This is a genomic window from Halanaerobium sehlinense (genome assembly GCF_055379485.1).
In genome coordinates, this window is the sequence record NZ_AP042442.1 from 1,187,261 (window position 1) to 1,211,406 (window position 24,146).

Consider the following 24,146-nt stretch of genomic DNA (forward strand, 5'->3'; position numbering starts at 1 on the left):
TTTAGTTTTAAAAATTGCTGAGCAGGGATCAAAGTTTAGTGCAGTTGAAAATATTTTAATAAGGATTGATGCTGATGATAAAAACACTAACCTTAAATCCGGCTTTAGATAAAACAATAATTGTAGAAAATTTCAAAGTTAATCACTTAAATCGAATCAAAAAAGTGCATAAAGATGCTGGTGGTAAAGGGATTAATGTTTCTAAGATGCTTAAAAATTTAGGTCAAGAAAGTACAGCGGCAGGTTTTTTAGGTGGAGCAGCTGGTGAATATATAATAAAAGAAGTTGAAAAAATTGGGATAAAATCTGAATTTGTGCAGACTGAAGCAGAAACAAGAACAAATACTAAAATGGTTGATCCACTCAATAATACCTTTACTGATCTAAATGAGTCAGGAGCGGTTGTAACCTCTGTACAAATTTTGGAGTTAAAGGAAAAAATATTTGCCGATTTGAATAAAAATGATATTTTAGTGCTGGCAGGCAGTGTACCACAGGGAGTTAAAACAGATATTTACCAAAAAATTATAGCTGCTGCCAACCAAAAAGAAATAAAAACAATTTTAGATGCAGATGGTGAATTATTTAGAAAAGCTGTTCAGGCTTCTCCAACGTTGATTAAGCCTAACGAGCATGAGCTAGAACTTCATTTTAATGAAGAATTTAATGACTTAAAAACTATGGTTCGAAAGGCAGAAAGTCTTCTAAAAACTGGGGTAGAAATGATTATGCTGTCTCTAGGCAAAGAAGGAGCAGTTTTTATCACTGCAGATAAAAACATCAAAATCGAAGCTCTAAAATTAGATGTTAAAAGTACAGTTGGAGCAGGAGATGCAATGGTAGCTGGTTTAGCATATGGTTTAGAAAACAAACTTAAGCTTGAAGAAATGCTGAAAACTGCCGCTGCCTGCAGCAGTGCAACTTTAATTAAAAATGGTACAAAAATGGGAAATAGAGAAGATGTAGAAAGACTTAAAGAAACGATTCAAATCAAGGAACTTCAAACTAAATCTTAACTGAAAAAACTTTTTTAAAAAACAAACTAAACAAAGGGTGATCAACTAATGAAAACAAGAGCGGTCCGCATATATGGTGAAAATGATCTTAGATTAGAAGAATTTGAGCTTCCAGAAATTAAAGATGATGAAATTTTAGCAAGAATTGTCTCAAACAGTATCTGTATGTCGACATATAAAGCAGTTATTCAGGGTGGACGTCACAAGAGGGTTCCTGATGATGTTGCAGATAACCCAACAATTACCGGACATGAATTTGCAGGAGAGATAGTTAAAGTGGGTAAAAAGTGGCAGGATCAGTTTGAGCCGGGCGAAAAATTTGCAGTTCAGCCTGCCTTAAACTACAAGGGGAGTCCTTATGCTCCAGGGTATTCCTACAAATATTTTGGCGGTAATACAGAATATACAATTATTCCTCAGGAAGTTATGGAATTAGGTTATCTTTTAAAATATGAGGGAGATGGATTTTATGAGGCCTCACTTTCAGAGCCCATGTCCTGTATCGTAGGTGGCTATCATGCAGTTTATCACACAGAAAGTAATAACTATATTCATAAAATGGGAATAGTAGAAGGCGGAAAAGTTGCTCTTTTGGGGGCAGCGGGTCCAATGGGCTTAGGAGCGATCGATTATGCCCTGCATGCAGATCGTAAACCATCAGTAGTTGTAGTAACAGATATTAACCAGGATCGTCTGGATCGAGCAGCCAGCTTATTCACTCAGGCAGAGGCAGAAAAACAGGCGGTCGAACTCCATTTTGTCAACACTGCAGAGATGGAAGACGTACCGGCTGAACTTAAAGAACTGGTTGGGGGCGAAGGTTATGATGATGTATTTGTCTATGCACCGGTGAGAGAGCTGGCAGAACAGGGAGACCAGATTCTGGGTAAAGACGGCTGTATGAACTTTTTTGCAGGCCCAACAGATAAAAATCTTTCTGCAGAATTTAACCTGTACAATATTCACTATTCTCCAACTCACATTATGGGTTCAACTGGTGGTAATGATGATGATATGCGCGAGTCACTCAAGCTTTCAGCAGAGGGAAGATTAAATCCAGCAACAATGATTACCCATGTTGGTGGACTGGACAGTGCAGCTGATACTATTCAGAATCTGCCAAAAATTCCCGGTGGGAAAAAACTAATCTATACTTCAATTGATATGGAACTGACAGCTTTAGAAGATTTTGCTAAAAAAGGCGAAGCTAATCATAAGTTTGCTGAATTAGCAGATATTATTGAGAATAATAATGGACTCTGGTCAGCAGCAGCGGAGAATTATTTACTAGAAAATTTCAAAAAATAGAATTTCAAATCAGAAAAATTAAGTATTAGCTATTAAACACTAGTTAATACAAATAAACAGGAGTGAATAAATATGAAAAAAGCAGATTTCATTTTAGAACATGAGGAAGGATTTCATGCCAGACCTGCCGGTATTTTTTCAAAGCAGGCGAGTAAATTCAAATCAGACCTTGTACTTTTTAAAAATGGTAATGAAGATAAAGAGTATAATCCCAAAAGTATAATTTCGATTATGACAATGGGAGCAACCCAGAATGATAAGATAACCATTCAAGCAGATGGTAATGACGAAGAAGAAGCAGTCAACTCTCTGCTTGAGCTGGTAAAAAATGATTTTAAATTAGTTAAAAATTAATTTAATAAAATACAGCAGCAATTTTGCTAAAAGGCCCATCATTTTGGACAGGTGATGGGTCTTTGTTTGTTTATGTGCACGCACCCGGTGCGTGCACATAAACAAACATTAGCTGAATTTATTAAAAAAAATAGAGGAATCGTGAAATTTATAATGAATAGTATATAATAATCGACAAAATATTTAGGTCAATATAATTAAACAAGGGAGGGTTATTGTGAAAGGAAAGTGGAGTTATTTATTATTTTTACCAGCATTTTTATTTATAATTTTCTTTTTAGTTGTACCAATTTTACTAACAATGGTCAGCACAGTTCAGGTAGATAGCGGCTGGACATTAAGTGGATATTCTAACTTCTTTAAAGATTATTATTTAAGAGATATTTATTTTAGAACTCTTAAAATTGCTGGAATTACAACTATTTTAGCTGCTTTTTTAGGTTTTCCTACCTCATATTATATTTCCAGATCTGCTAAGAAATATAGAGGTATTTTTTTAGTTTTAGCAGTTTTTCCACTGCTGACAAGTCCTGTTGTGCGTTCATTTAGCTGGATGATTATTTTAGGGAAGAATGGAATAATCAATGATATATTATTAGCTTTATCATTAGTTGAAGAACCACTTAATTTACTGTACACTGAGTTTTCTGTAATTACAGGTCTTTTATATTTATTTTTACCTTTGATGATTTTATCACTGGTAGGTGTTATGGAGAATATTGATGGTGAACTTATAAGAGCTGCAGAAAGTTTAGGTGCTTCAAAATTTAAGGCATTCATGAAGGTCGTTTTCCCTTTAAGTTTACCCGGGTTAATTATTGGGACATCACTTGTTTTTACAGGTAGTTTTACTGCTTATACAACACCAATGCTTTTGGGAGGAGATAAAACAAGAGTGCTGTCAACTTTAATCTATGAGAATGCTCTGGCTTTATTCAACTGGGAACAGGCTTCTCTAATTGCTGCAGTAATGATATTAACTACCTTTACTATTGTTATATTAATTAATTATTTCTCAGACAAACTGAATCCAGGGGGTGTAAAATAATGAATGAAAAAGGCAAAACTTTAAGTGTGTTCACATTAATTGTTTATTTTTTCTTAATAGCACCACTTTTAATAATTACTTTAACAGCCTTTGGTGAATCAGAATTTCTCAAATTTCCTCCTGATTCTTTTTCCGTCCGCTGGTTTGTCAATGTTTTTCAGACGGAAATGTTTATCAACACTTTTGTGATCAGTTTAAAGGTTGCTGTTATATCAACGCTTTTGGCTCTTTTAATGGGGATTCCAGCATCATATATAATTAGCAGAGGTAATTTTAAGCATAAAAGATTAATCGAATCTTTTTTCTTATCACCGGTTTTAATTCCTCAAATTGTATTTGGGTTTTCACTCTTTAATTTTTTAATAATTAAACTGAAGCTTCCCGTTCTTTCCAGTCTGCTGATTGGACATACAATTTTTATAATGCCTTACATAATTAGAGTAATATCGGCAAATTTAGAGAATTTTGACTATGAAATAGAAGAAGCAGCAGTTATTTTTGGGGCCAGTCCTTTAAAAACATTTTTCATTATAGTACTGCCCAATATAAGTTCAGGTGTAATTGCGAGCTTTATTCTTGCTTTTATCAATTCTTTTAATAATGTTCCAATTTCAGTGTTTTTAACCGGACCGGGTATCAGCACCCTACCGATCCAGATGATGAGTTATGTAGAATATTATTTTGATCCAACAGTTGCAGCACTTTCTGTTTTATTAATGCTGATGACTACAGTTTTAATGTTTATCATTGAAAGAAGTTTAGGTCTAAATTATTTTGTAGAAAATTAGTAGGAGGTAAGAGATGTCTTTTCTTTCATTAGAAAATTTAAAAGTTGCATATGGTAAAAATACAGTTTTAGAAGATTTTAATTTGAGTATTAATAAGGGAGAATTCGTTTCACTACTTGGCCCCAGCGGATGTGGAAAAACAACTACTTTAAGATCTATTGCCGGTTTTGTTAAGGCTCAAAAGGGTAAAATAATGTTTAAAGGCCAGGATTTTACTGATGTACCAGTACATAAAAAGCACTTTGGTTTTGTTTTTCAAAATTATGCCCTCTTTCCACATCTAAACGTTTTTGACAATGTGGCTTTTGGACTAAAAATGCAGAAAACAGCAGAGTCCGAAATCAAAACCAGAGTAGAAAAAATGATTGACCTTGTTGGTTTAAGTGGATTTTTAAAACGATATCCGGCAGAATTGTCAGGTGGCCAGCAGCAGCGGGTTGCTTTAGCTCGAGCTTTGGTAATTGAACCAGACCTGCTGCTTTTAGATGAACCATTGAGTAACCTTGATGCTAAATTACGGGTAGAAATGAGGGTTGAAATCAGAAATATCCAGCAAAAACTAGGTCTAACTACAGTCTATGTAACACATGATCAGGAAGAATGTTTTTCAATTTCTGACCGGGTAGTTGTGATGAAAGATGGTGAAATAGAACAGCTGGACAGTCCTGAAAAAATATATAGAAATCCGGAAACAGAATTTGTTGCAGATTTTGTTGGCTTTGAAAACTTTTTTGATCTATTCCGAGATGGAGATGATTTTAAAACAGAAGCAGGAGATTTGTTTCACGTAAGTTCAGTTAACTTAAAAAATAATAAAGATAAATTCCGGGCTTCAATCCGCCCAAATGATATAGAAATAACAAGAGCTGGAGGTGAGGAAAAAGATAACTCAATCAGAGGCAAAATCAAAATTAGTACTTTTTTAGGTGAAAAATATCAGTATAATGTTGAAACAGAGTATGGAGAATTTGTCGTCAATGCAGCAACTGAAAAGAGAATTGAAAATGATGCTCAAGTAAATTTATATTTTCCAGAAGAAAAAATAATTTTAGTCAGGGAGGAATAAAATGTTTAAAAAACGTCTATCAATCTTATTAGTTATGGTTTTTGTAATGTCTGTTCTTTTAACTTCAGCAGTAATGGCTCAAGAAACACTTGTAATCTCAACCTGGGGGTACAATGAGGATCTATTGTGGAAGAACCTTTATGAACCCTTTGAAGAAAAATATGATTGTGAAATTCAATTAGAAGTTGGAAACAACTCTACTCGTTTAAACAAAGTAAAAATGCGTCAGGGGTCAACAGTTGATGTTATTTACTTAGCTGAATCATTTGCGCTTGATGCGATAAACTCAGGAATGATTGCTGAGCTGAACAGAGATAATATTCCTAACATAGAAAAACTGTATCCAGTTGCCAGAAATCCACATGGAGAGCAGTATGGACCTGCTTATACACTTGTTAAATTGGGAATTATTTATGATCAAAATTCTGTAGAAGAGCCAATCGAATCCTGGTTTGACCTCTGGGATGAATCTTTAGTAGAAAATGTGTCAATTCCAGACTTTAATACAACTTCAGGGCCAGCAATGCTGATTATGGCAGCTGAAAAAGCAGGAGTAAGTTTAGCTGAAAACCCTGATCAGGCTTTTGCAGAGTTAGAAAAAATGAAAGAAAATGTTGTTAAAAACTATTCTCGTTCATCTGATGTAGCAAATATGTTTGCTCAGGGAGAAATAGTAGCAGCACCGGCAATGGACTTTGCTTTCTTCAGAGTTAAAGATGCAGTTGATGGATCTGTCTGGTTAAATCCTAAAGAAGGATCATTTGCTAACTTTAACACCTTAAATATTGTTAAAGGTAGTGATAACAAAGAACTGGCCGAGAAGTTTATCAACTATGCAATCAGCAAAGAAGTACAGACTAAAATGGCTTTAGATAAGGTAGAATCACCTTTGAATATGGAAGTTGAATTAACAGAAGCAGAAGCTGAAGGTTTAACTTATGGAGCCGAATTAATTAACAGCTTAAATACAATTGACTGGTCTTTAATTAACGAAAACAAAGAAGAATGGATGAACCGCTGGAACAGAATGTTTGCTTATTAAATTGAAGCAGTCTAAATATTTCAGGAAAATCATTGAATTTAGAGCTTAAATAAGCAGCAAAATAACAGTTTAGGGGGATTAATGGTGGAAGAAGTAGATATTTTATTTAAAAATGCAAATGTTTATAATAGTTATTTCAAAAAGTTTTTTAAAGGACATTTAGCAGTGAAAAATGATCAGATAGTCTATACTGGAGAAGCTTATCCAGAGCAGATTAGAGCAGAGCAGGAAATAGAAGCGGAAGGTAAATATATTATTCCGGGTTTAATTGATATCCATATGCATATCGAAAGTTCAATGGCAGCACCAAAGCAGTTTGCAGATGAAATAATCAAACACGGTTTAACAACTATTGTTTCAGAACCACATGAGATTGCTAATGTTTTTGGAATTGAAGGCATTAAAGCAATGATTAAAGCTGGTGAAGAGGCAGCAGTTGATATTTATTATGCTATTCCCAGCTCTGTTCCTTCCACTTCCTCAAAACTGGAAACTACAGGTGCTCAGATCTCTGTCGAAGAAGTTGCAGAGTTAATTGGCGAAGATAAGGTAATTTGTCTGGGTGAAGTTATGAATAATGAGGCTGTTTTAAGTGGTGATCAAAACCTGCCGATAAATAAAATTTTAAGTTTTTTAAATGAAAACCATCCCGATTACATTATCGAAGGTCATATTCCTTCTTTGGTAGGGGAAGAGCTGGCCCAGTTTGCAGCAAAAGGGATTAATTCAGACCACTGTCTGCAGTCTGTCGAAAGATTGAGGGACAGAATTTATAATGGAGTTTTTGTAGAAATTCAGGAAAAATCCCTGCGGTCTGAGGTTATTAATTATATTCTTGAAAATGATATTTACGAACATCTAGCTTTAGTAACTGATGATGTGATGGCTGATACTTTAGTTAAAGATGGTCATTTAGACCATATTTTAAGAAAAATTGTTGAGATGGGAGTTAGTATTGAAAATGCTATTTATATGGCAACATACACGCCTGCTAGAAGAATGAGATTATATGATCGAGGCGTTTTAGCTCCAAATAAAAGAGCAGATTTTATTATCCTTGATGATTTAGAATCATTTAATATCGAAGAGGTTTATGCTGAGGGTAAAAAGGTTTACACTAATGGTCAAACAGAAGCTAAAAATTACACAAAGGCTTTCCCTGCAAAATTTTACAATTCAGTTAATATTGATAAATTAACTGCAGAAAATCTTCAGATTAAGCATGCTTCAAATCAAGAAAAAGTTAAGTGCAGAATTATAGAGGTTAAGTCCGAAAGCACATATACAGAAGCCAAAACTGCAGAGCTGAAGCTGGAAGCTGGAGTTGTAGGCTGGGAGCAGAGTGATTTTAATTTAGCAGCAGTAATTTCCCGCTATGGCAGTGGTGATTTTGCTAAAGCTTTAATTAGCGGCAGCACCATTAAAAGAGGAGCAGTTGCAACAACTTATGCCCATGACCACCACAACTTATATTTAATTGCTTCAAATATGGAAGATGCTCTAATAGCTGCCAACTGGGTAATTGAAAACCAGGGAGGATACTGTGTAGTCGAAAATGGTGAAATCAAAGCCTCACTCCAGCTTGAAGTTGCAGGTATTTTAACTGAAAAGCCGCTGGATCTGCTGGCAGAAAAAATTTCAAAAATTAGAGAGGCTATGGTCGAGTTAGGCTATGAGCACTATAACCCGATTATGTCCTTAAGCACCAACACCTTACCAGTGAGTCCCGCTTTAAAGCTGACTGACAAAGGTTTAATAGATGTAGAAAAGATGGAAGTTGTTAATTTATTTATTGATGAGGAGGAATAATTAAAAGTGGATTACGATAAGACATTACAAAAACATATTAGATGTAAAAAAGGAGACATTGCAAAATACGTTTTGGTTCCAGGTGATCCTGGCCGGGCAGAAAGAATTGCTGCAAAATTTGATAAGGCAGAAAAAATAGCTGTCAATCGAGAATATACTGTTTTTACAGGAGAGAAAGATGGAGTAGAATTAAGCGTGTGTTCAACCGGAATTGGCGGTCCTTCAGCTGCAATTGCCATGGAAGAGCTGGCTAAACTGGGGGCAGATACCTTCATTCGAGTTGGTTCAGCAGGTGGTAGAAAAGAAGATATGCCTGTAGGTAGTGTTGCGGTAGTAAATTCTGCTTACCGAGGTGAGGGAACTTCTTTCGAATATTTAGCAGCAAATTATCCGGCTGTAGCAGATGATGGGATTACCGATGCCTTAAAAAAGGCAGCTGCAGACTTAGGACAGGAAGTTTATGTTGGAGGGAGTTACACCAGAGATGCTTATTACATGCAGAATGAGGATTTAAACCAGGAACTTTTAAATACCCAGATGATAGTTTCTGAAATGGAATGTGCCACCTTATTTGTAGTTGCTGCCAAAAGAAATTTAAAGGTTGGAGCCATTGTTGGTACTGATTCCAACATAATTAAGAAAAAACAGTTCAGCCTGGAAGAAAAGGATCGACTTTTTAAAGAGGCAGAATCAAAATCAATTGACATTGCGATTCAAGCCTTAGTTGATTTAGCAAAAGCAGAAGCTTAAAAAGTAAAAACAAAATATCTTTTAACTTAAACCACCTGAAGAGGTGGTTTTTGTTCATTTATGTTCACGCACCGGGTGCGTGAACATAAATGAGCATCGTTTTAAAAACCTCTTTTTTGTCCATCCCAGGGAGGATCTTTTTCATCTTTAAATTCATCGACTCCAGGGCCACCCAGATTATTTAAACGCCAGATTCCATAAAGGTAGCTGATAGCCAAAACTACTGTAATTGTTGGCCAGCCTAAAATGATATTTACCCAGGCTAAGTTGAGCACTGCGTCGCTGAAAAATAAGTTAAGCTGAATTGTGAGCCTCAAAGCAAAATAAAGAGCCCAAAATATTGTGACCTCTCGATAGGCTGGTTTTATATCATCACGCCAGAACCATTGCAGCGGCCAACCCCGGCTTAAATGGCTGGCCCAGGCAGCTAAAGGCCTGCCAATTATGATAGAAATGATTGAAGCCAGTAAAAACAGAGTTGAAGATGTCAGTGCAGGAATGAAATAACTGCTCGCATTATTACTTAGATAAGCAAGTGAAGAGGCAAAAACAACCCCGATTAAGCCTGCAAGAGAATATTTCCAATTTTCTTTTTTAATAATCCTTCTGCTGAAATTAAATAATGCTGCTGCCACTGCCAGAAAAACTGCAGGAATCAGGCCAAATATTGAATTACTTACTGCATAAATTATTGGTGGCAGCAGAGCATCAAAGGTTTTATTTAAAAATATAGAGCGTAATTCTTCCATGATTTCTTCTTTTTTTAGATCCATTTTATCGGCCCCTTTTTTATCTATTCTTATTTTAAAATCAGTATACAAAATTTTTAAAATTTTAGCAATAATTTAAAGGATATTTTTAACTGAGCAAGAATTATAATTATTATAAGCTTTAATTTAGAAATTATTAGAAAATCAAATGGAGATGAGTAAAAATGGAGCTGAGTAAGGAAAAGAATAGAGACAATATTTTTATTAAAATAATTTATTTTCTTCTTTTTTTATTGTTTTTAATTATTTTATCTAAATTTTTTCTAGGTAAAGTAAATGATCAGGTTAATTACTTATTTGGTCTGGCTTATTTTGTCTTTTTAATTTTGAGCTTTCAGTATATTTTAAAGGATTATTATGATCAAAAAACATTAACTATCTGGATCTTTCAGTTGAATGGCTATGTTTTATTCTTATTTTTAGAATATCATACTATAGTTAAAATTTACATAATAATTCAAATGTTAATAGGATTATTACTTAACTACAGGCAAATTAATTTATTTAAAAATAAAAATAAAAAAATAAAATATTTAAGTTTTCATGATGAAATGACAGGATTACATAATAGAAGATACTTTGAAAATGTTCTGGCAGAGTTTAATGATCCAGCTGAACATAATTTATCTGTAATCATCGCTGATATAAATGATTTGAAAATTATAAATGACAACCATGGTCATAAAAAAGGTGACCATTACATTAAATCAGCAGCAAAGTTATTGAAGTCTGAACTGCGGCAGAAGGATATTATTTCTCGAATTGGTGGAGATGAATTTGCAATAATTCTACCAGATACTGACCAAAAAACATGTAAGCAGATTGTTAAAAGATTAAAGGAAAAAATAAAAGAACACCCTGAAAATAATTTTAGTATTGCCTTTGGTTATGTTCATCACAGTCATCAATATAATAGTTTAGAAGAAATGGTTAATAATGCTGATAAAAATATGTACTATAATAAGAATAAATTTAAGGCTAAAAAAAGTATTATAAGAAATTCCAGCTATCATGTGCTTGAACCTGATGTTCACTATTAGTTTTTAAATTAATTTTTGCTAAAAACTTTTAAAAGAAAGGAAATTATTATTAAGACTATTAAATTAAGATTCTATGGTTATCTAAATAAATTTATTGACCCTGATCAGAAAAATCTGAAGTCTGTCGACCAGTACTATTATTTGCATTATTATAAAGGTCGTCAAACTATTAAAGATCGGATAGAAAGCTTGGGAATTCCTCATCCAGAGGTTGCTTTGATCTTAAAAAATTCTCAACCAGTAGATTTTTCTTATCTGGTGCAGTCAGAAGATTTCTTTTCTGTTTACCCGTATCTATATAATTTTAAGCTGAGACCAGGAGAATCTCTGCTGCCTGAATATCCAGCAAAACCAAAGTTTATTCTCGATGTTCACCTGGGCAAGCTGGCCCTCTATTTAAGGCGTTTTGGTTTTGACACAGCTTATAGAAATGATTATCTGGACAAAGAAATTGCAGAACAGGCAGTTAGCGAAAAAAGAATAATTTTAAGCAGAGATAGGGGATTATTAATGCGGAAAAAGGTTAAATGGGCTAAATTTATCTGGCATGATGATCCTCAGGCACAGCTGAAAGAAGTTTTTGCAAGATTTAATTTAGGTCAATATTATCCTGACCAAGAAAGCCGCTGTGTTAACTGCAATAGTAAATTAATAGATGTCGATAAAGAGGAAATTATAGAAAGACTGGAACCAAAAACGAAGAAATATTTTGAAGAATTTAAATACTGTCAGCAGTGCGATAAAATTTACTGGAAGGGCTCTCATTTTGAGAAAACAGAAGAAATGCTCGATCAATTAAATAATGATCATTAAAATAATAATATATTTTTTAAAACTTTAGATTACTTCAAAAGCTTCTTAACTCTACTCAAATTAAAATATCTGCAGAATTATGTTATAATTAGTTTAAAGTATTGAGTGGAGGTGGCTCAAATGGCTGAATATGTCATCGGGGACATTCACGGAGAAATAGAAGAATTAGAGATAATTCTTGGAAAAATTAATTATAACTCTGAGACTGATAAATTGATATTTTTAGGCGACTATATTGATCGTGGTGCTAGTTCCTATCAGGTTTATAAATATATTAGAAAACTGGATAATGGTAGAAATATTTTTTTAAGAGGAAACCATGAGGAAATGATGATTGATGCTGTTCTAAACAATAATAATGTTAATCTCTGGTATCAGAATGGAGGCCGAAAAACAGAAGCCAGTTTTCCAAATCAAAGTGAGCTAAAAGAGGCTGCTCATTTTTTTGATTCACTTCCATATTATCAGGCAGATCAAAATTATATATTTGTCCATGCCGGTATTAATCCTGCACTGACTTTAGAAGAACAGACAAAACATGATTTAATCTGGATTCGCTATAAATTTTTAGGAGCTAAAAGTGAAGATTTTAAAGAAGAAAGAACAATAGTTGCCGGACATACACCTGTTGCCGAAGTTAAATTTGAGGGAAATAAAATCCTGGTTGATACCGGATCAGGTAAGGGAGGAATTTTAAGTGCTGTTGATTTAAAAACTAAAGAAGTTTACAGCACTAGTGATGAGAATCCTATTGCCTCATTTTTGATTTAAAGTTAATAGTCTAATTCAAGCTAAAATTTTTTAAAGTTCATAAAATCAGAAGTGGAATTTAAAAAACCACGTAACTTGAAAAGCGCTGACCTTAATTTTAAGGATACAGCGCTTTAACTTTTTTAGATATTATTTGACATAGCAGATAGTTTAAAGTGCTAGTTACTTCTAAAGGTGAACTTTCCTGTATATGCATAAATTACAGCAATAATTGGGGCCAGAAAAGACAGGAATGTATAGGGAATATAGCTAAAGCCAATATCCATCACATTTTGAATATAGACTGAAACAACTCCCCAGGGTAAAATAGAACAGCCCAGAGTAGAAGCAGTTTCCAAAGAACGGGAAAGCACATTAGTATCAATGTCCATTTCTTGATAAGCAGGAGCCAGAGTTCGGCCCGGAATTACAATTGAAACAAACATCTCACCAGTTGCTAAAAGCATAACATAAGCTGAAGTTAAAGAAATTAAAATTAAATCCCGTGGTTTCTTAACTACTTTTAACATCGATTCGAGTAATACTTCTAAAATTCTTGCTTTTTCCAGAATACCGCCCATCGCAGTTCCAGCCATAATGATGGCAACTGTGCTCATCATATTATTGATTCCCCCCTGAGTTAAGAGGTTATCTAAAAGCGCCATTCCTGTATCTGCCTGGTAGCCGTTGGCAGCTGCATTTAAGATTTCTGCAAAGCCCGCCCCCTGAGTTAAAAAAGCAAAAATAGAAGCTGTAATAAAGCTGATTGAAAGTGAGGCAATAGCAGGCGTTTTAAATAATGAAAGCAGCAGCATTAAAGCTGGTGGAATTAAAGTCCACAAAGAAATATTAAAATTACTGCTTAGATTTTCCATAATTATTGAAATTTGATTTAGATCGGCTCCACCATCAAGATAAGAGGCCCCTAGAATAGAGTAAAGAATCAAGCTGATCAAAGCTGCTGGAGCTGATATGTAAAGCATTGATTTAATATGTTCAAATAAATCTGTACTGCTCATCGCAGCCGTTAAATTAGTTGAATCTGACATTGGCGAGATTTTATCCCCCAGCATAGCTCCAGAGACTATTGCCCCAACCGTTATGGCCTTTGGTACTCCCAGTCCTTCAGCAACCCCCAGTAAAACAATCCCCATAGTAGCAATTGTTCCAAAAGAACTTCCAATTAAAATAGAAGTAATAGCTGCTAAAATAAATGCTGCCGGCAGGAAAATACCTGGACTTAAAAAATTAAGACCGTAGTAGATCATTGTCTGGATAGTTCCTGATAAAATCCAGCTTCCAATAACCATCCCAATAATAATTAAGATTAAAGAAGCTCCAATAGCATTTTTAATTCCCGAAATCATGCCTTTTTCAATTTGATGCCAGCTTAACCCCATAAAAAGAGCAAAAACTGCAGCTGTCATAGCACCTAAAACAAGGGCACTCTCTAAAACTAAAATTGTTCTAATTGAAATTAAAATAACTGCAATAACTACAGATAAGGCAGTTACAGCACTTTTTAAAGCAGGTTTTTTTATTTCACTTGTTTCCATTTTTTTACCACCTTTATTATGTATTTATAAGTTTAGTTAAATTTTGCACTATTTCTATGATACCTTTTAAATTGCTTAAAATCAAGAAAGAATCACAGCAAATATAAAATTATAAACCTCTTTAGATTTTTTAAATCCAACTAAAATAGCCAGTTAATTTTGACAAATATTCGGAAAAATCTTATAATTTATTTGATGGAACTTAAAAAATTACGAGGAGTGGTAGTTATGGCAAATCCAGAAAATCGTGTTTCTGAAAATGTTGCTGGTGATTATTATGTTGATGACCAATGTATAGCCTGTGGAATTTGTGTTGGTGAAGCTCCAGATAATTTTGAAATGGGGGCTGATTATGCTTATGTATCAAAACAGCCAGAAAATGAAGTCGAAAAGACAGCCTGTGAAAGTGCTTTAGCAGCCTGCCCCGTTGATGCAATTGGCAGTGATGGTTAAAATTAATAAGTTACTTACTGTGGAGGGGTAGAACCCTCCATTTTTTTGAGTAGTCGGAGCTAATTATTATTAGTTTACTATATAAATATATTTTTATCGCTAATCTTGACAAAATAAATATGTTTAGTTATAATTATAAGCGATTGAACTTGATAATCAGTCTCAATCAATAATAGTTTATACTTGCTTTAAATCTTTTATCAGAAAAAAATAACTAAAAACCACAAGGAGGATTTATTTTGTTAAATAAAAAGAATTACATAGCTGTTTTGGTAATGGTTTTATTATTAACTATAACTTTAAGTATTTCGGTGATGGCAGAAACAAGAGTTGTAGAGCATGCAATGGGAGAAACTGAGATCGAAGGAACTCCAAAGAGGGTAGTAACCCTTTATCAGGGTGCAAATGATGCTGCTCATGCCCTTGGCATACCCCTGGTTGGTATTGTGGAATCCTGGGTCGAAAAACCTGTATATAAGTATTTGCGGGACGACCTTAGCGATGTTAAGCAGGTTGGACTCGAAACTCAGCCAAATCTAGAAGAAATCAGTAAATTAAATCCAGACTTAATCATTGCTTCTAAAATGAGGCATGAAGATATTTATAATCTTTTATCTCAAATTGCTCCAACAGTAATGGAAGAAACAGTTTTTAGATATAGGGAAACAGTTAAATTATTGGGAGAAGCTGCAGGTAGAGAAGAAAAAGCTGAAGCTGTTTTAAAAAACTGGGATCAGCGGGCTGCAGATTTCAGAGAAAAAATTGAAGCTAAAATGGGAGCTAAATGGCCGCTCGAGGTTGCAGTTTTAAACTTTAGAGCAGACCATGCCCGGATTTATTACAGTGGATATGCTGGGAGAATTTTAAACGAACTTGGTTTTGAAAGACCAGAAGCACATAAGGAAGATACATGGGGAGTTAAACTGACTTCTAAAGAAAGTATCCCGGAAATGAATGCAGAAGCCTTTTTTATTTTCATGTCAGATGATCAAGCTGTAGAAAATACTTATAATGAATGGACTGAACATCCACTCTGGGAAAACTTAGATGCCGTTCAAAATGAGCAGGTATTTAGAGTTGATCAGGTTGCCTGGAATATGGCCGGAGGAATTGAATCAGCTCATATTATGTTAGACCAATTATATGAACACTTTGAACTGGAAGAATAAACCTTATGACTCATATTTTGCGTAATCAAAAAGCAAAATTGAATATGCTGCTCTTTTTAATTATTTTGTTAATGACAGCAGCAGTTTTTAGTCTGGCTGTTGGCCAGCACTTTGTTTCTCTGGAAAGTGTTTACAGGGCGCTCTTTAATTATGATCAGCAGTCAACCAGACATATAATAATCCGTTCAACCAGGTTGAGCAGAACTGTAATTGCTCTGGCAGCTGGAGGGAGTCTTGCTGTTGCTGGTGCTTTGATGCAGGCTCTGACCGGCAATCCACTTGCTGCACCTGGTATTTTTGGTCTTAACTCAGGTGCTGTTTTTCTGCTGGTGATTGCAGCTGCATTTTTTGGAGTCACTTCAATGAATATTAGTATCTGGCTAGCATTTTTTGGTTCAATGCTGGCTGGCTTACTGGTTTATTTTATTGCTTCTCTGGGAAGGAGTGGGCTTTCTTCTTTAAAAATGATACTCGCCGGAGCTGCAGTTACTGCTCTTTTTCATTCCTTTACTCAGGGGCTTTTGGTGGTTAATCAGGAGAGTTTAGAGAGTGTTCTTTTCTGGCTTTCTGGCTCAACTGCCGGTAGAGATCTTGAAATGATTATACCCCTGCTGCCATTTATTTTAGGAGCAGTAATTCTGGCTCTAATTCTGGCCAAAGATATTAATATTTTACTGATTGGAGAGGAAATGGCAGCCGGTCTGGGGCAAAAGACTATTGTGATTAAAATTTTGCTCGGTCTAAGTATTGTCATTTTAGCCGGCAGCTCAGTGGCTGCAGCAGGAGCAATATCATTTATTGGTTTAGTAGTTCCCCATATCAGCCGCTTTTTTGTCGGCAATAACTACCACTGGTTAATAATTTATTCTTTTATAATCGGAGCAGTCATGCTTTTAATTGCAGATATAATAGCCAGAATTATTATAATGCCGCAGGAAGTACCGATTGGAGTAATGACAGCATTTATGGGAGCTCCATTTTTTGTTTATATTGTCAGGCGGGGGTTTAAAGTTAATGCTTAAAAACTTAAAAATTTCACGGGAGATTATCTTAATTTTTGGACTTATTTTGCTGGCAGGGCTGATCTTTATTCTTTCTTTATCCTTAGGCAGCAGTTATATTTCACCCCTGACCGTAATCCGTCACTTTTTGGGTCTGGAAGAGGGGGCTTATAATTTTACAATAAATATTTTAAGATTACCTCGAACCTTAATGGCTTTCTTAGTTGGAGCAGCTCTATCAGTTTCTGGACTAATTCTGCAGGCAAATATTAAAAACCCTCTGGCTTCTCCAGATATAATTGGGATTACCGGAGGGGCTTCTGCAGGAGCAATTACTTACTTAAGTTTTTTTAGTGCTGATTATGGTATCACCGGTCTACCCATTGCTGCAATTTTCGGAGCAGCAGTGGTTTCAGCTTTAATCTATTTTTTAGCCTGGCAGAAGGGAGTCACCTCAATCAGACTGGTTTTGATCGGAATTGGGATTGCAGCAGCCGTAGATGCACTGGTAACAATGATTATTGTCTTCAGTCCAATCAGTACCACAGTCCAGTCCTATGTCTGGCTTACCGGCAGTATTTATGGTACAAACTGGGATGAGCTTTTTCAATTTCTACCCTGGGTTATAATTTTTATTCCACTGGCTTTCGGATTTTATAAAAGTTTAAATCTGCTTGCATTGGGTGATAAGATTGCTGCCAGTCTGGGTTTAAATATTCAGCTTAACCGCTTTTTCTTGATGTTAATCAGTGTTGCCCTTGCTGGTTCTGCAGTAGCCTATGCCGGAGGAGTTGCCTTTATTGGACTAATTGCACCCCATATAGCTCGAAAATTGGGAGGTAAATCCTATTCAATCTTAATTATTTATTCAATCTTAAGTGGAGGGATGATTTTGATGGGAGCAGATTTGCTTGCCCGAACAGCCTTTTTACCACTTGATTTGCCGGCAGGAGTTTTTGTTTCCGGAATCGGAGCCCCATTTTTTATTTATTTACTATACAGAAACCGCAATCAATTTTAAAGGAGGTAGAACTTTGGCTATTTTAGAAACCAAAAATTTATCACTGGCCTATGACAAAGATAAAATTATCGATAATTTAAACTTAGAAATACCAGAAGGAGAAATTACTATTTTTATTGGTGGTAATGGATCTGGTAAATCAACTCTGCTTAATTCTATGGCTCGACTTTTAAAGCCTGTAGAGGGTTCTGTAGAATTAAAGGGAGAAGATATTAATCAGCTTTCAACCAAAGAAGTGGCAAAAAAGCTTGCCTTTTTACCTCAAAGCTCTACTATTCCAGAGGGGATCACAGTCCGCAAGCTGGTAGAACAGGGAAGATATCCCTACCAAAAATGGTATCAGACTTCAAGCAGTGAGGACCAAAAAATAGTAGAAAAAGTCTTAAAGGATACTGGACTTTTGGAGCTCGCCGATCGTGATTTGAGTTCACTTTCTGGGGGGCAGCGGCAGCGGGCCTGGCTGGCAATGGTTTTAGCTCAGGACACGGAAATAATCTTACTTGATGAACCAACCACCTATCTTGATCTTTCCCATCAGGTTGATCTGCTTGATCTGCTCTATGAATTAAACCAGAAAGATCAGCGGACAATTATTATGGTTCTGCACGATTTAAACTTAGCCTGCCGCTATGCCGATCATATAGTGGCTGTAAAAGATAAGGGTGTTTTTGCTCAGGGTAAACCAGAAGAGGTTATTGATGAAGAAGTGATTAAAGAAGTTTTTGATTTAAACTGTCAGATAGTTTCTGATCCTGTATTTGGAACTCCTCTCTGTATTCCAACAGGAAAGAGCAAAAAGAACAAATTGAATCGAGCAATATAAATTTTAGGCTGCTGTTATATTAAACAGCAGTTTTATATTTTAATAATTTTTTTAATAACAACTTATTGACTTATGTTCATAATCTGCATATAATTTGGTTGAGGTGATGCAAAATGAAAATAAAATATGATTGTTACCCCTGTATTTTAAGACAGAGCATTGAATCAGCTGAGATGATTGGAGCTGATGACCAGAAAATAAAGCAGATTATTAAACATTTTGGGGAGATCTTAGCTCCCGCTTTAAACAATGATTTTACAGCACCTATGCTTGCTGCTCAAATGCAGAAATATATTAAAAAATTAACTAAAGTTAAAGACCCATATTTTGATTTAAAAGAAAAAAATTTAATCCAGGCTCACAAACTGCTGCCGCTGGTAGAAAAAGAAATTGCAGCCGCAGAAGATTCACTATTAGCAGCTCTTTTGATGTCAGCAATGGGTAATTCTATTGACGCAGGAGTCAGTCTTAATGTTAATATTAAAGAAAACATTGACCAGGCGATAGAGAATTCATTTGCCCACAGTGATTACCCTCGTTTTAAAGATGAACTTCAGTCAGCATCAAGATTACTCATAATTGCAGACAATACAGGTGAGGCGCTTTTTGACCGCCTGCTTTTAAAAGAGTTAAAACCATATAACTTAAAGATTACATATGCAGTTAGAGAGATCCCTATTTTAAACGATATTACCGCAGAAAAAGCTAAAGAACTCGGGATTAACGAATATGCAGAAATTATTAAAAGCGGTACCACTGCTCCGGGAATGCTGATGGAAGAGGCCTCAGCAGAATTTTTAGCTGCTTATCAAGAGGCTGATCTAGTAATTTCTAAGGGTCAGGGTAATTTAGAAGGTGTGCTTGATATTGAGGAAGATATCTATTTCTTGCTTAAAGCAAAATGTGAAATAATAGCTGAGGTTTTAGAGGCCGGGCTTAATGATTTTCTCTTTCTCTACCGCTAGAACATAAACTTGAGTAATCTACTTACTATTAAAATCAGGTAAAAAATATTATTATATAGTCAGCAGGGCAGGATATTATATCATTGATATAAATAGGAGGTAGATTGAATGGATTATTTATTTGCAACTTCGATTTTATTATTGGCGGTATTTGGCCTAAGTGCCAGTGTTTCAGCTCAGGAATTAATTCCTTATGATCAGCAGATGAATGAGTTAGAAACTGAAACTGCCACTTTTGGTCTCGGCTGTTTCTGGGGACCTGACGGATCATTTGGTGCTTTAGAAGGAGTAGTTAGAACCCGAGTTGGCTATGCAGGGGGAGAAATGAAAGATCCAAGATATACAAAAATAGGTGACCACACAGAAACTGTTCAGATTGATTATGATCCAGATCAGATTTCTTATCTGGAGCTGGTGGAGATTTTCTTCAACAGCCACAATGCATTTGCTGAAGCCTATTCAAGACAGTATGCTTCATTAATTCTCTATCATAACGAAGAGCAGCGGCAAACTGCTTTAGAGGTTAAAGAAAATTTAGAGGCTGAAAGAAATCGCGAAGTTAAAACTGTAATTAAAGAATTAGATAGATTTTATTTAGCTGAAAATTATCATCAGAAATTTAGATTACAGCAGAAAACTGAATTTAGAGACCATTACTTTGAAATGATGAAGATTGAAGAATTTATAAACTCTCCAACTATCAGTAAAATTAATGGTTATGTTAGCGGTAAGGGTGAGCGCAATGAGATTATTCAAAATATCGGTAACTTTGCTCTGACAGATAAACTGCAGGAGGAACTTCTAAGATTGAATGGAATTGATCCAGCAGAATGTACAACTTTCTGTAAGACAGAAGATGCCGATTCTGTAGTGATCAACGAAGAAGAATCCGACGCTGAATTAAGAGAGCGTCTAACAGATCTGCAGTATAAGGTGACTCAGCTTGATGCAACTGAGCCTGCATTTAACAATAAGTACTGGGATAATAAAGATCCAGGTATTTATGTTGATGTAGTTTCAGGAGAGCCGCTTTTTTCTTCAACAGATAAATTTGAGTCTGGTTCGGGCTGGCCGAGCTTCACTAAGCCGCTGGTTGAAGAAAATATAGTGGAAGTAGAAGATAATTCACTCTGGATGAAAAGGATTGAAGTTAGATCCAAAAATGCCGACTCCCATTTAGGTCATGTCTTTGAGGATGGGCCTAAGCCAACCGGACTGCGCTACTGCATGAATTCAGCTGCCCTAAGGTTTATTCCAGCTGAAGATCTGGCTGAAGAGGGTTATGAGGAGTTCGAATACCTTTTTGATTAATGTACACGCACCGTGAACCACCCGATTTATGTTCTATTATGTCGAAAACTATCAAATAAAAAGCAAATGAAACTTTAAACGACAAAAGCTGACAGGTTCACGGTGCGTGCCAGCTTTTGTCGATTTATCAATTATATTATGTTATTCTGGAATCTTAGATTTATTCAGCAACCTTAAAAGTAGGAACATCTTCTTTTTCTTTGGCTGCATCAATTAATTCTTTGACCCGCATCACATCACCTTCATCAAATTTAGATAGGTCATCATTATTATTAATTGATTCATAAATTTTATCAAAATCTTCATAGGCAATACCAAATTCTTTTTCATCTCGGTCGCTTTCATCTCCACGGCAACCACCAGTTGGAGGACGATTAATAATTTTTTCTGGTACACCTAGAACTTCTGCCAGTTCCCAGACCTGTGTTTTATTTAGGTCACCGATTGGTCTCATGTCTGTAGCTCCATCACCATAAAGGGTATAGTAACCTGCTAAAATTTCACTTTTGTTGCTGGTACCCATTACAACATAATTTTTCTTTTCAGCTATATAATAAAGAGTCATCATTCTAAGTCTGGTCTGAATATTTTGTTCAGCCGGATTAGTAGTTGGAATCTTAGTTTGAGGCCAGTGTTCTCTTTTGTTTTCCTCAATATCAATACTCTGTAATCTATTTTCCAGCGGCTCATTTATTTCTTTCATATTAACCTTCAAAGTTTCAATATCAAATTTATCTGCTAAAAGCTCAGCATATTCAACATCTTTGGTTACTGTTCCATTTGCCGGAAGCATAACTCCTAGTACGTTATCGCCAAAGGCTTCTTTGGCCAGCGCTCCAACTACTGAGGAGTCAATACCTCCACTGAGTCCTACTACAACACCATCTGCATTTCTTTTTTCAACTTCCTGCTGCATCCAATTCTGAATTTCCTGACTTAAATTCTGATCAATCATCTTTGACTATACCTCCTAAAGAAAAATTAATTTAATCTTTCTTTATTAATTCCACCATAGATTATAGGAAAGATAAGTTAAGCTGTCAAAATATAGAGACTCAATATATGTGATTAGATACTTCAAGCGTTAATTAAATACTTAAGACTAATTAATACTCCAGGCAAGTAGTTTTAACTAAAGAATTGAAACTTAAAACTGAGGTTAAAAAAATTTTTTAAAAATTGCTCTAACAGGGATTTAGTTTTTTAAAAGCTCAAAAGAGGATAAATTAGCTGCTTATTGAATTATATTAATATTGAAAGGGATTTAAAACTGGGCTTCATTTAAAATGACTATAAAACGATTATTTAAAGGAGGAACTCTTAATGAAATACAATGTAGCTGGAATTGAACTACAGTTGATTGAAGGAGATATAGCAGCTCAACCGGATATCGAAGCAGTGGTTAATGCTGCTAATGCTCAGTTGAAGACAGGTGGTGGAGTTGCAGGAGCAATTCATCGAGCGGCTGGCCCAAAACTAGAAGAAGCCTGCCGGGATCTGGCACCAATTCAGGTTGGAGAGGCAGTTATTACCTCTGCTTTTAAACTGCCAAATAAATATGTAGTCCATACTCTGGGTCCTGTTTACGGTCAGGACAAACCCGAAGCTGAACTGCTGGCTAGATGCTATAAAAATTCTTTACATCTGGTCGAGGAATGTCAGCTAAAAAGTGTTGCTTTTCCGGCCATTTCAACAGGTGTTTTTGGATACCCCATAAAAGAAGCCGCAGAAATTTCTTTAAAAACTGTGAAAGAAACTGCAGAAGAACTAAAAAAAATCAAGCTAATCCGTTTTGTATTATACAGCCGCAGTGATTTGGAAGTATATTCAGCAGTGGCTGAAAAGATATTTGATCAAAAATAAGGAGGCAGCATTTAGTGGAATTAATCGATTTAAGTTATGAAATTTATGAGGGAATGCCTGTTTATCCGGGTGACATAGAAGTTGAACTAGAAAATGACAAGAAAGTTAAAGAAGATGGTTATTCAAATCACAATTTAAAAATGGGAATGCATGCCGGAACTCATCTGGATTTACCAGCACATATGCTTAAGGACAATCGTTATATTTCAGATATTTCCTTAACTTATTTAAGCGGCAGAGCCAGGTTGTTAAATGCAGCTGGTCAAAAAGTGATCACTGTCAAAGATAAATATAATGATCTAATTGAAAAAGATGATATGGTAATTATTAAGACCGGTTTTGCAGCTAAATATGGGAAAGAAGAATATTTTAGAGAACATCCGGTTATTTCAGAAGAACTGGCCGAGTTTTTCGTTAAAAAAGAAATTAAACTGCTGGGATTTGACATGCCTTCACCTGACCAAAGCCCTTTTAGGATACATCACAAATTGTTTGAAAACAATATTTTTATATTAGAAAACTTATGTAATTTAGAAAAACTGCCGGAATTAGAAGCTTTTAAACTTTTTATTTTTCCGCTTAAAGTCCGAGCAGAAGCAGCTCCCTGTCGTGTCGCAGCAGAAATTTAATAATATATTGAAAAGAAAAACCAAATAAATTATTTGACAATTCAAAACTAGTATGTTAGTATCATTAGTATATTAAAAGGTGGTGGATTTTAGATGAATTTAGCATATCATAAAAAGTATAATAATTTAAATATGAAAGATTATGTATACAATGTTTTAAAAGAAAATATAATGAACTTAACAATAAAACCTGGTACAGTTTTAAAGAAAAAAGAAATTGCTAAAGAATTTGAAGTTAGCAGAACCCCAATAAGAGAAGCTTTTGTAAAATTAAAAGAAGAAGGATTAATTGATGTCTATCCCCAAAGAGGAACTTTTGTTTCTTATATTGATTTAGACAAAGTACAGGAAGCAAAATTTATGAGAGAAGCTTTAGAAACCAAGATAGTACAATTAGCTTGTGATGTGTTTCCTGAAGAGAAAATATTTGATTTAGAAACAAATCTAAAAGTACAGGAAATGAGTCTGCAGCAAAATAATTATATAAAGCTATTTGAGTATGATAATGAATTTCATAAAATGTTATTTGAAGGATGTAATATGGGTAACATATGGATTTCTATAGAACAAATTAGTGGTCATTTAAATAGAATGAGAATTTTGAGTTTATCAGCGGATTTTAATAGATCTGATGTTATTGAAGATCATCAAAAAATTATAACTGCTATTAAAAATAGAGACTCTGAAAATGCACTAAAAACTATGAATTCACATATTAGTAGAATTAAATTTGATCAGGAAAAATTAAAAAAGGATTATCCTGATTATTTTAAAATGTAAAAATTTTAATCATACTAACAT

At 34.9% G+C, this 24,146-nt stretch carries 24 protein-coding genes and 1 pseudogene; 22 read left to right on the forward strand and 3 right to left on the reverse strand.

Translation table 11 applies throughout. The features are described from left to right. Nucleotides 1–74 precede the first annotated feature (74 nt). From pfkB to ACZ446_RS05730, 9 genes are all read left to right on the forward strand, one after another. Nucleotides 75–1,016 carry a 1-phosphofructokinase gene (pfkB, locus tag ACZ446_RS05690; protein WP_464394151.1) on the forward strand — a complete coding sequence of 314 codons (942 nt, stop codon included), beginning with the start codon at nucleotides 75–77 and terminating at the stop codon, nucleotides 1,014–1,016. 48 nt (nucleotides 1,017–1,064) lie between these two features. Beyond that, nucleotides 1,065–2,324, forward strand: coding sequence for a zinc-binding dehydrogenase (locus ACZ446_RS05695; RefSeq protein ID WP_464394152.1), 1,260 nt, complete (start codon nucleotides 1,065–1,067; stop codon nucleotides 2,322–2,324). A gap of 72 nt (nucleotides 2,325–2,396) precedes the next feature. Then, nucleotides 2,397–2,678: an HPr family phosphocarrier protein gene (locus ACZ446_RS05700; RefSeq protein WP_464394153.1), complete on the forward strand. Its 282-nt coding sequence runs from the start codon at nucleotides 2,397–2,399 to the stop codon at nucleotides 2,676–2,678. 217 nt (nucleotides 2,679–2,895) lie between these two features. Continuing rightward, the gene (locus ACZ446_RS05705; RefSeq protein WP_464394154.1) at nucleotides 2,896–3,726 is read left to right on the forward strand and encodes an ABC transporter permease; all 831 of its coding nucleotides are present in this window, start codon (nucleotides 2,896–2,898) and stop codon (nucleotides 3,724–3,726) included. Next, entirely contained in the window at nucleotides 3,726–4,514 is a 789-nt protein-coding gene (locus ACZ446_RS05710) for an ABC transporter permease (RefSeq protein WP_089720071.1), read from the forward strand. Before ACZ446_RS05705 ends, ACZ446_RS05710 begins: the two co-directional genes overlap by 1 nt. A 13-nt stretch (nucleotides 4,515–4,527) precedes the next feature. Next, nucleotides 4,528–5,580, forward strand: a complete 1,053-nt coding sequence (locus ACZ446_RS05715; RefSeq protein ID WP_464394155.1) for an ABC transporter ATP-binding protein — start codon at nucleotides 4,528–4,530, stop codon at nucleotides 5,578–5,580. Between the two features lies 1 nt (nucleotide 5,581). Then, the gene (locus ACZ446_RS05720; protein WP_464394156.1) at nucleotides 5,582–6,622 is read left to right on the forward strand and encodes an ABC transporter substrate-binding protein; all 1,041 of its coding nucleotides are present in this window, start codon (nucleotides 5,582–5,584) and stop codon (nucleotides 6,620–6,622) included. 81 nt (nucleotides 6,623–6,703) lie between these two features. Next, the gene (locus ACZ446_RS05725; RefSeq protein ID WP_464394157.1) at nucleotides 6,704–8,431 is read left to right on the forward strand and encodes an adenine deaminase; all 1,728 of its coding nucleotides are present in this window, start codon (nucleotides 6,704–6,706) and stop codon (nucleotides 8,429–8,431) included. Between the two features lie 6 nt (nucleotides 8,432–8,437). Beyond that, nucleotides 8,438–9,181, forward strand: coding sequence for a nucleoside phosphorylase (locus ACZ446_RS05730; protein ID WP_464394158.1), 744 nt, complete (start codon nucleotides 8,438–8,440; stop codon nucleotides 9,179–9,181). A 101-nt stretch (nucleotides 9,182–9,282) separates the two neighbouring features. On the opposite strand, the gene ACZ446_RS05735 is transcribed toward ACZ446_RS05730, so the two are convergent. Continuing rightward, on the reverse strand, nucleotides 9,283–9,954 hold the full coding sequence (locus ACZ446_RS05735) for a DUF3159 domain-containing protein (RefSeq protein WP_464394159.1): 672 nt from the start codon (nucleotides 9,952–9,954) through the stop codon (nucleotides 9,283–9,285). A gap of 161 nt (nucleotides 9,955–10,115) precedes the next feature. Between ACZ446_RS05735 and ACZ446_RS05740 the strand changes: the two genes are divergently transcribed. From ACZ446_RS05740 to ACZ446_RS05750, 3 genes are all read left to right on the forward strand, one after another. Further along, entirely contained in the window at nucleotides 10,116–10,991 is an 876-nt protein-coding gene (locus tag ACZ446_RS05740; RefSeq protein ID WP_464394160.1) for a GGDEF domain-containing protein, read from the forward strand. A gap of 15 nt (nucleotides 10,992–11,006) precedes the next feature. Continuing rightward, nucleotides 11,007–11,804 carry a Mut7-C RNAse domain-containing protein gene (locus tag ACZ446_RS05745; protein ID WP_464394161.1) on the forward strand — a complete coding sequence of 266 codons (798 nt, stop codon included), beginning with the start codon at nucleotides 11,007–11,009 and terminating at the stop codon, nucleotides 11,802–11,804. Nucleotides 11,805–11,924: 120 nt separating this feature from the next. After that, nucleotides 11,925–12,575: a metallophosphoesterase family protein gene (locus tag ACZ446_RS05750; RefSeq protein WP_464394162.1), complete on the forward strand. Its 651-nt coding sequence runs from the start codon at nucleotides 11,925–11,927 to the stop codon at nucleotides 12,573–12,575. Between the two features lie 158 nt (nucleotides 12,576–12,733). On the opposite strand, the gene nhaC is transcribed toward ACZ446_RS05750, so the two are convergent. Beyond that, nucleotides 12,734–14,110: a Na+/H+ antiporter NhaC gene (nhaC, locus tag ACZ446_RS05755; protein WP_464394163.1), complete on the reverse strand. Its 1,377-nt coding sequence runs from the start codon at nucleotides 14,108–14,110 to the stop codon at nucleotides 12,734–12,736. A gap of 228 nt (nucleotides 14,111–14,338) precedes the next feature. On the opposite strand from nhaC, the gene ACZ446_RS05760 reads away from it, so the two are divergent. The 7 genes and pseudogenes from ACZ446_RS05760 (at nucleotide 14,339) to msrB (ending at nucleotide 20,853) form a co-directional block, all read left to right on the forward strand. After that, on the forward strand, nucleotides 14,339–14,563 hold the full coding sequence (locus ACZ446_RS05760) for a ferredoxin (protein ID WP_464394164.1): 225 nt from the start codon (nucleotides 14,339–14,341) through the stop codon (nucleotides 14,561–14,563). A gap of 275 nt (nucleotides 14,564–14,838) precedes the next feature. Then, nucleotides 14,839–15,732, forward strand: a complete 894-nt coding sequence (locus ACZ446_RS05765; protein ID WP_464394377.1) for an ABC transporter substrate-binding protein — start codon at nucleotides 14,839–14,841, stop codon at nucleotides 15,730–15,732. A 5-nt stretch (nucleotides 15,733–15,737) separates the two neighbouring features. Then, entirely contained in the window at nucleotides 15,738–16,754 is a 1,017-nt protein-coding gene (locus tag ACZ446_RS05770) for a FecCD family ABC transporter permease (RefSeq protein ID WP_464394165.1), read from the forward strand. Then, nucleotides 16,747–17,754, forward strand: a complete 1,008-nt coding sequence (locus ACZ446_RS05775) for a FecCD family ABC transporter permease (RefSeq protein WP_464394166.1) — start codon at nucleotides 16,747–16,749, stop codon at nucleotides 17,752–17,754. The genes ACZ446_RS05770 and ACZ446_RS05775 overlap by 8 nt, the downstream gene beginning before the upstream one ends. Before the next feature lie 115 nt (nucleotides 17,755–17,869). Continuing rightward, nucleotides 17,870–18,577 (forward strand): annotated as a pseudogene (locus ACZ446_RS05780) (ABC transporter ATP-binding protein); the annotation flags it as partial. Between the two features lie 113 nt (nucleotides 18,578–18,690). Continuing rightward, nucleotides 18,691–19,542 (forward strand): damage-control phosphatase ARMT1 family protein, encoded by an 852-nt coding sequence (locus ACZ446_RS05785; RefSeq protein WP_464394167.1) that lies wholly within the window; start codon nucleotides 18,691–18,693, stop codon nucleotides 19,540–19,542. A gap of 108 nt (nucleotides 19,543–19,650) precedes the next feature. After that, nucleotides 19,651–20,853 (forward strand): peptide-methionine (R)-S-oxide reductase MsrB, encoded by a 1,203-nt coding sequence (msrB, locus tag ACZ446_RS05790; protein WP_464394168.1) that lies wholly within the window; start codon nucleotides 19,651–19,653, stop codon nucleotides 20,851–20,853. Between the two features lie 160 nt (nucleotides 20,854–21,013). Here msrB and nadE read toward each other — a convergent pair whose 3' ends face one another. Beyond that, nucleotides 21,014–21,808 carry an NAD(+) synthase gene (gene nadE / locus ACZ446_RS05795; protein WP_464394169.1) on the reverse strand — a complete coding sequence of 265 codons (795 nt, stop codon included), beginning with the start codon at nucleotides 21,806–21,808 and terminating at the stop codon, nucleotides 21,014–21,016. 368 nt (nucleotides 21,809–22,176) lie between these two features. Between nadE and ACZ446_RS05800 the strand changes: the two genes are divergently transcribed. The 3 genes from ACZ446_RS05800 (at nucleotide 22,177) to ACZ446_RS05810 (ending at nucleotide 24,125) form a co-directional block, all read left to right on the forward strand. Next, the gene (locus ACZ446_RS05800) at nucleotides 22,177–22,716 is read left to right on the forward strand and encodes a macro domain-containing protein (RefSeq protein WP_464394170.1); all 540 of its coding nucleotides are present in this window, start codon (nucleotides 22,177–22,179) and stop codon (nucleotides 22,714–22,716) included. 14 nt (nucleotides 22,717–22,730) lie between these two features. Then, entirely contained in the window at nucleotides 22,731–23,345 is a 615-nt protein-coding gene (locus ACZ446_RS05805) for a cyclase family protein (protein ID WP_464394171.1), read from the forward strand. Between the two features lie 93 nt (nucleotides 23,346–23,438). Continuing rightward, nucleotides 23,439–24,125 (forward strand): GntR family transcriptional regulator, encoded by a 687-nt coding sequence (locus ACZ446_RS05810; RefSeq protein ID WP_464394172.1) that lies wholly within the window; start codon nucleotides 23,439–23,441, stop codon nucleotides 24,123–24,125. The last annotated feature ends 21 nt before the right edge of the window (nucleotides 24,126–24,146 follow it).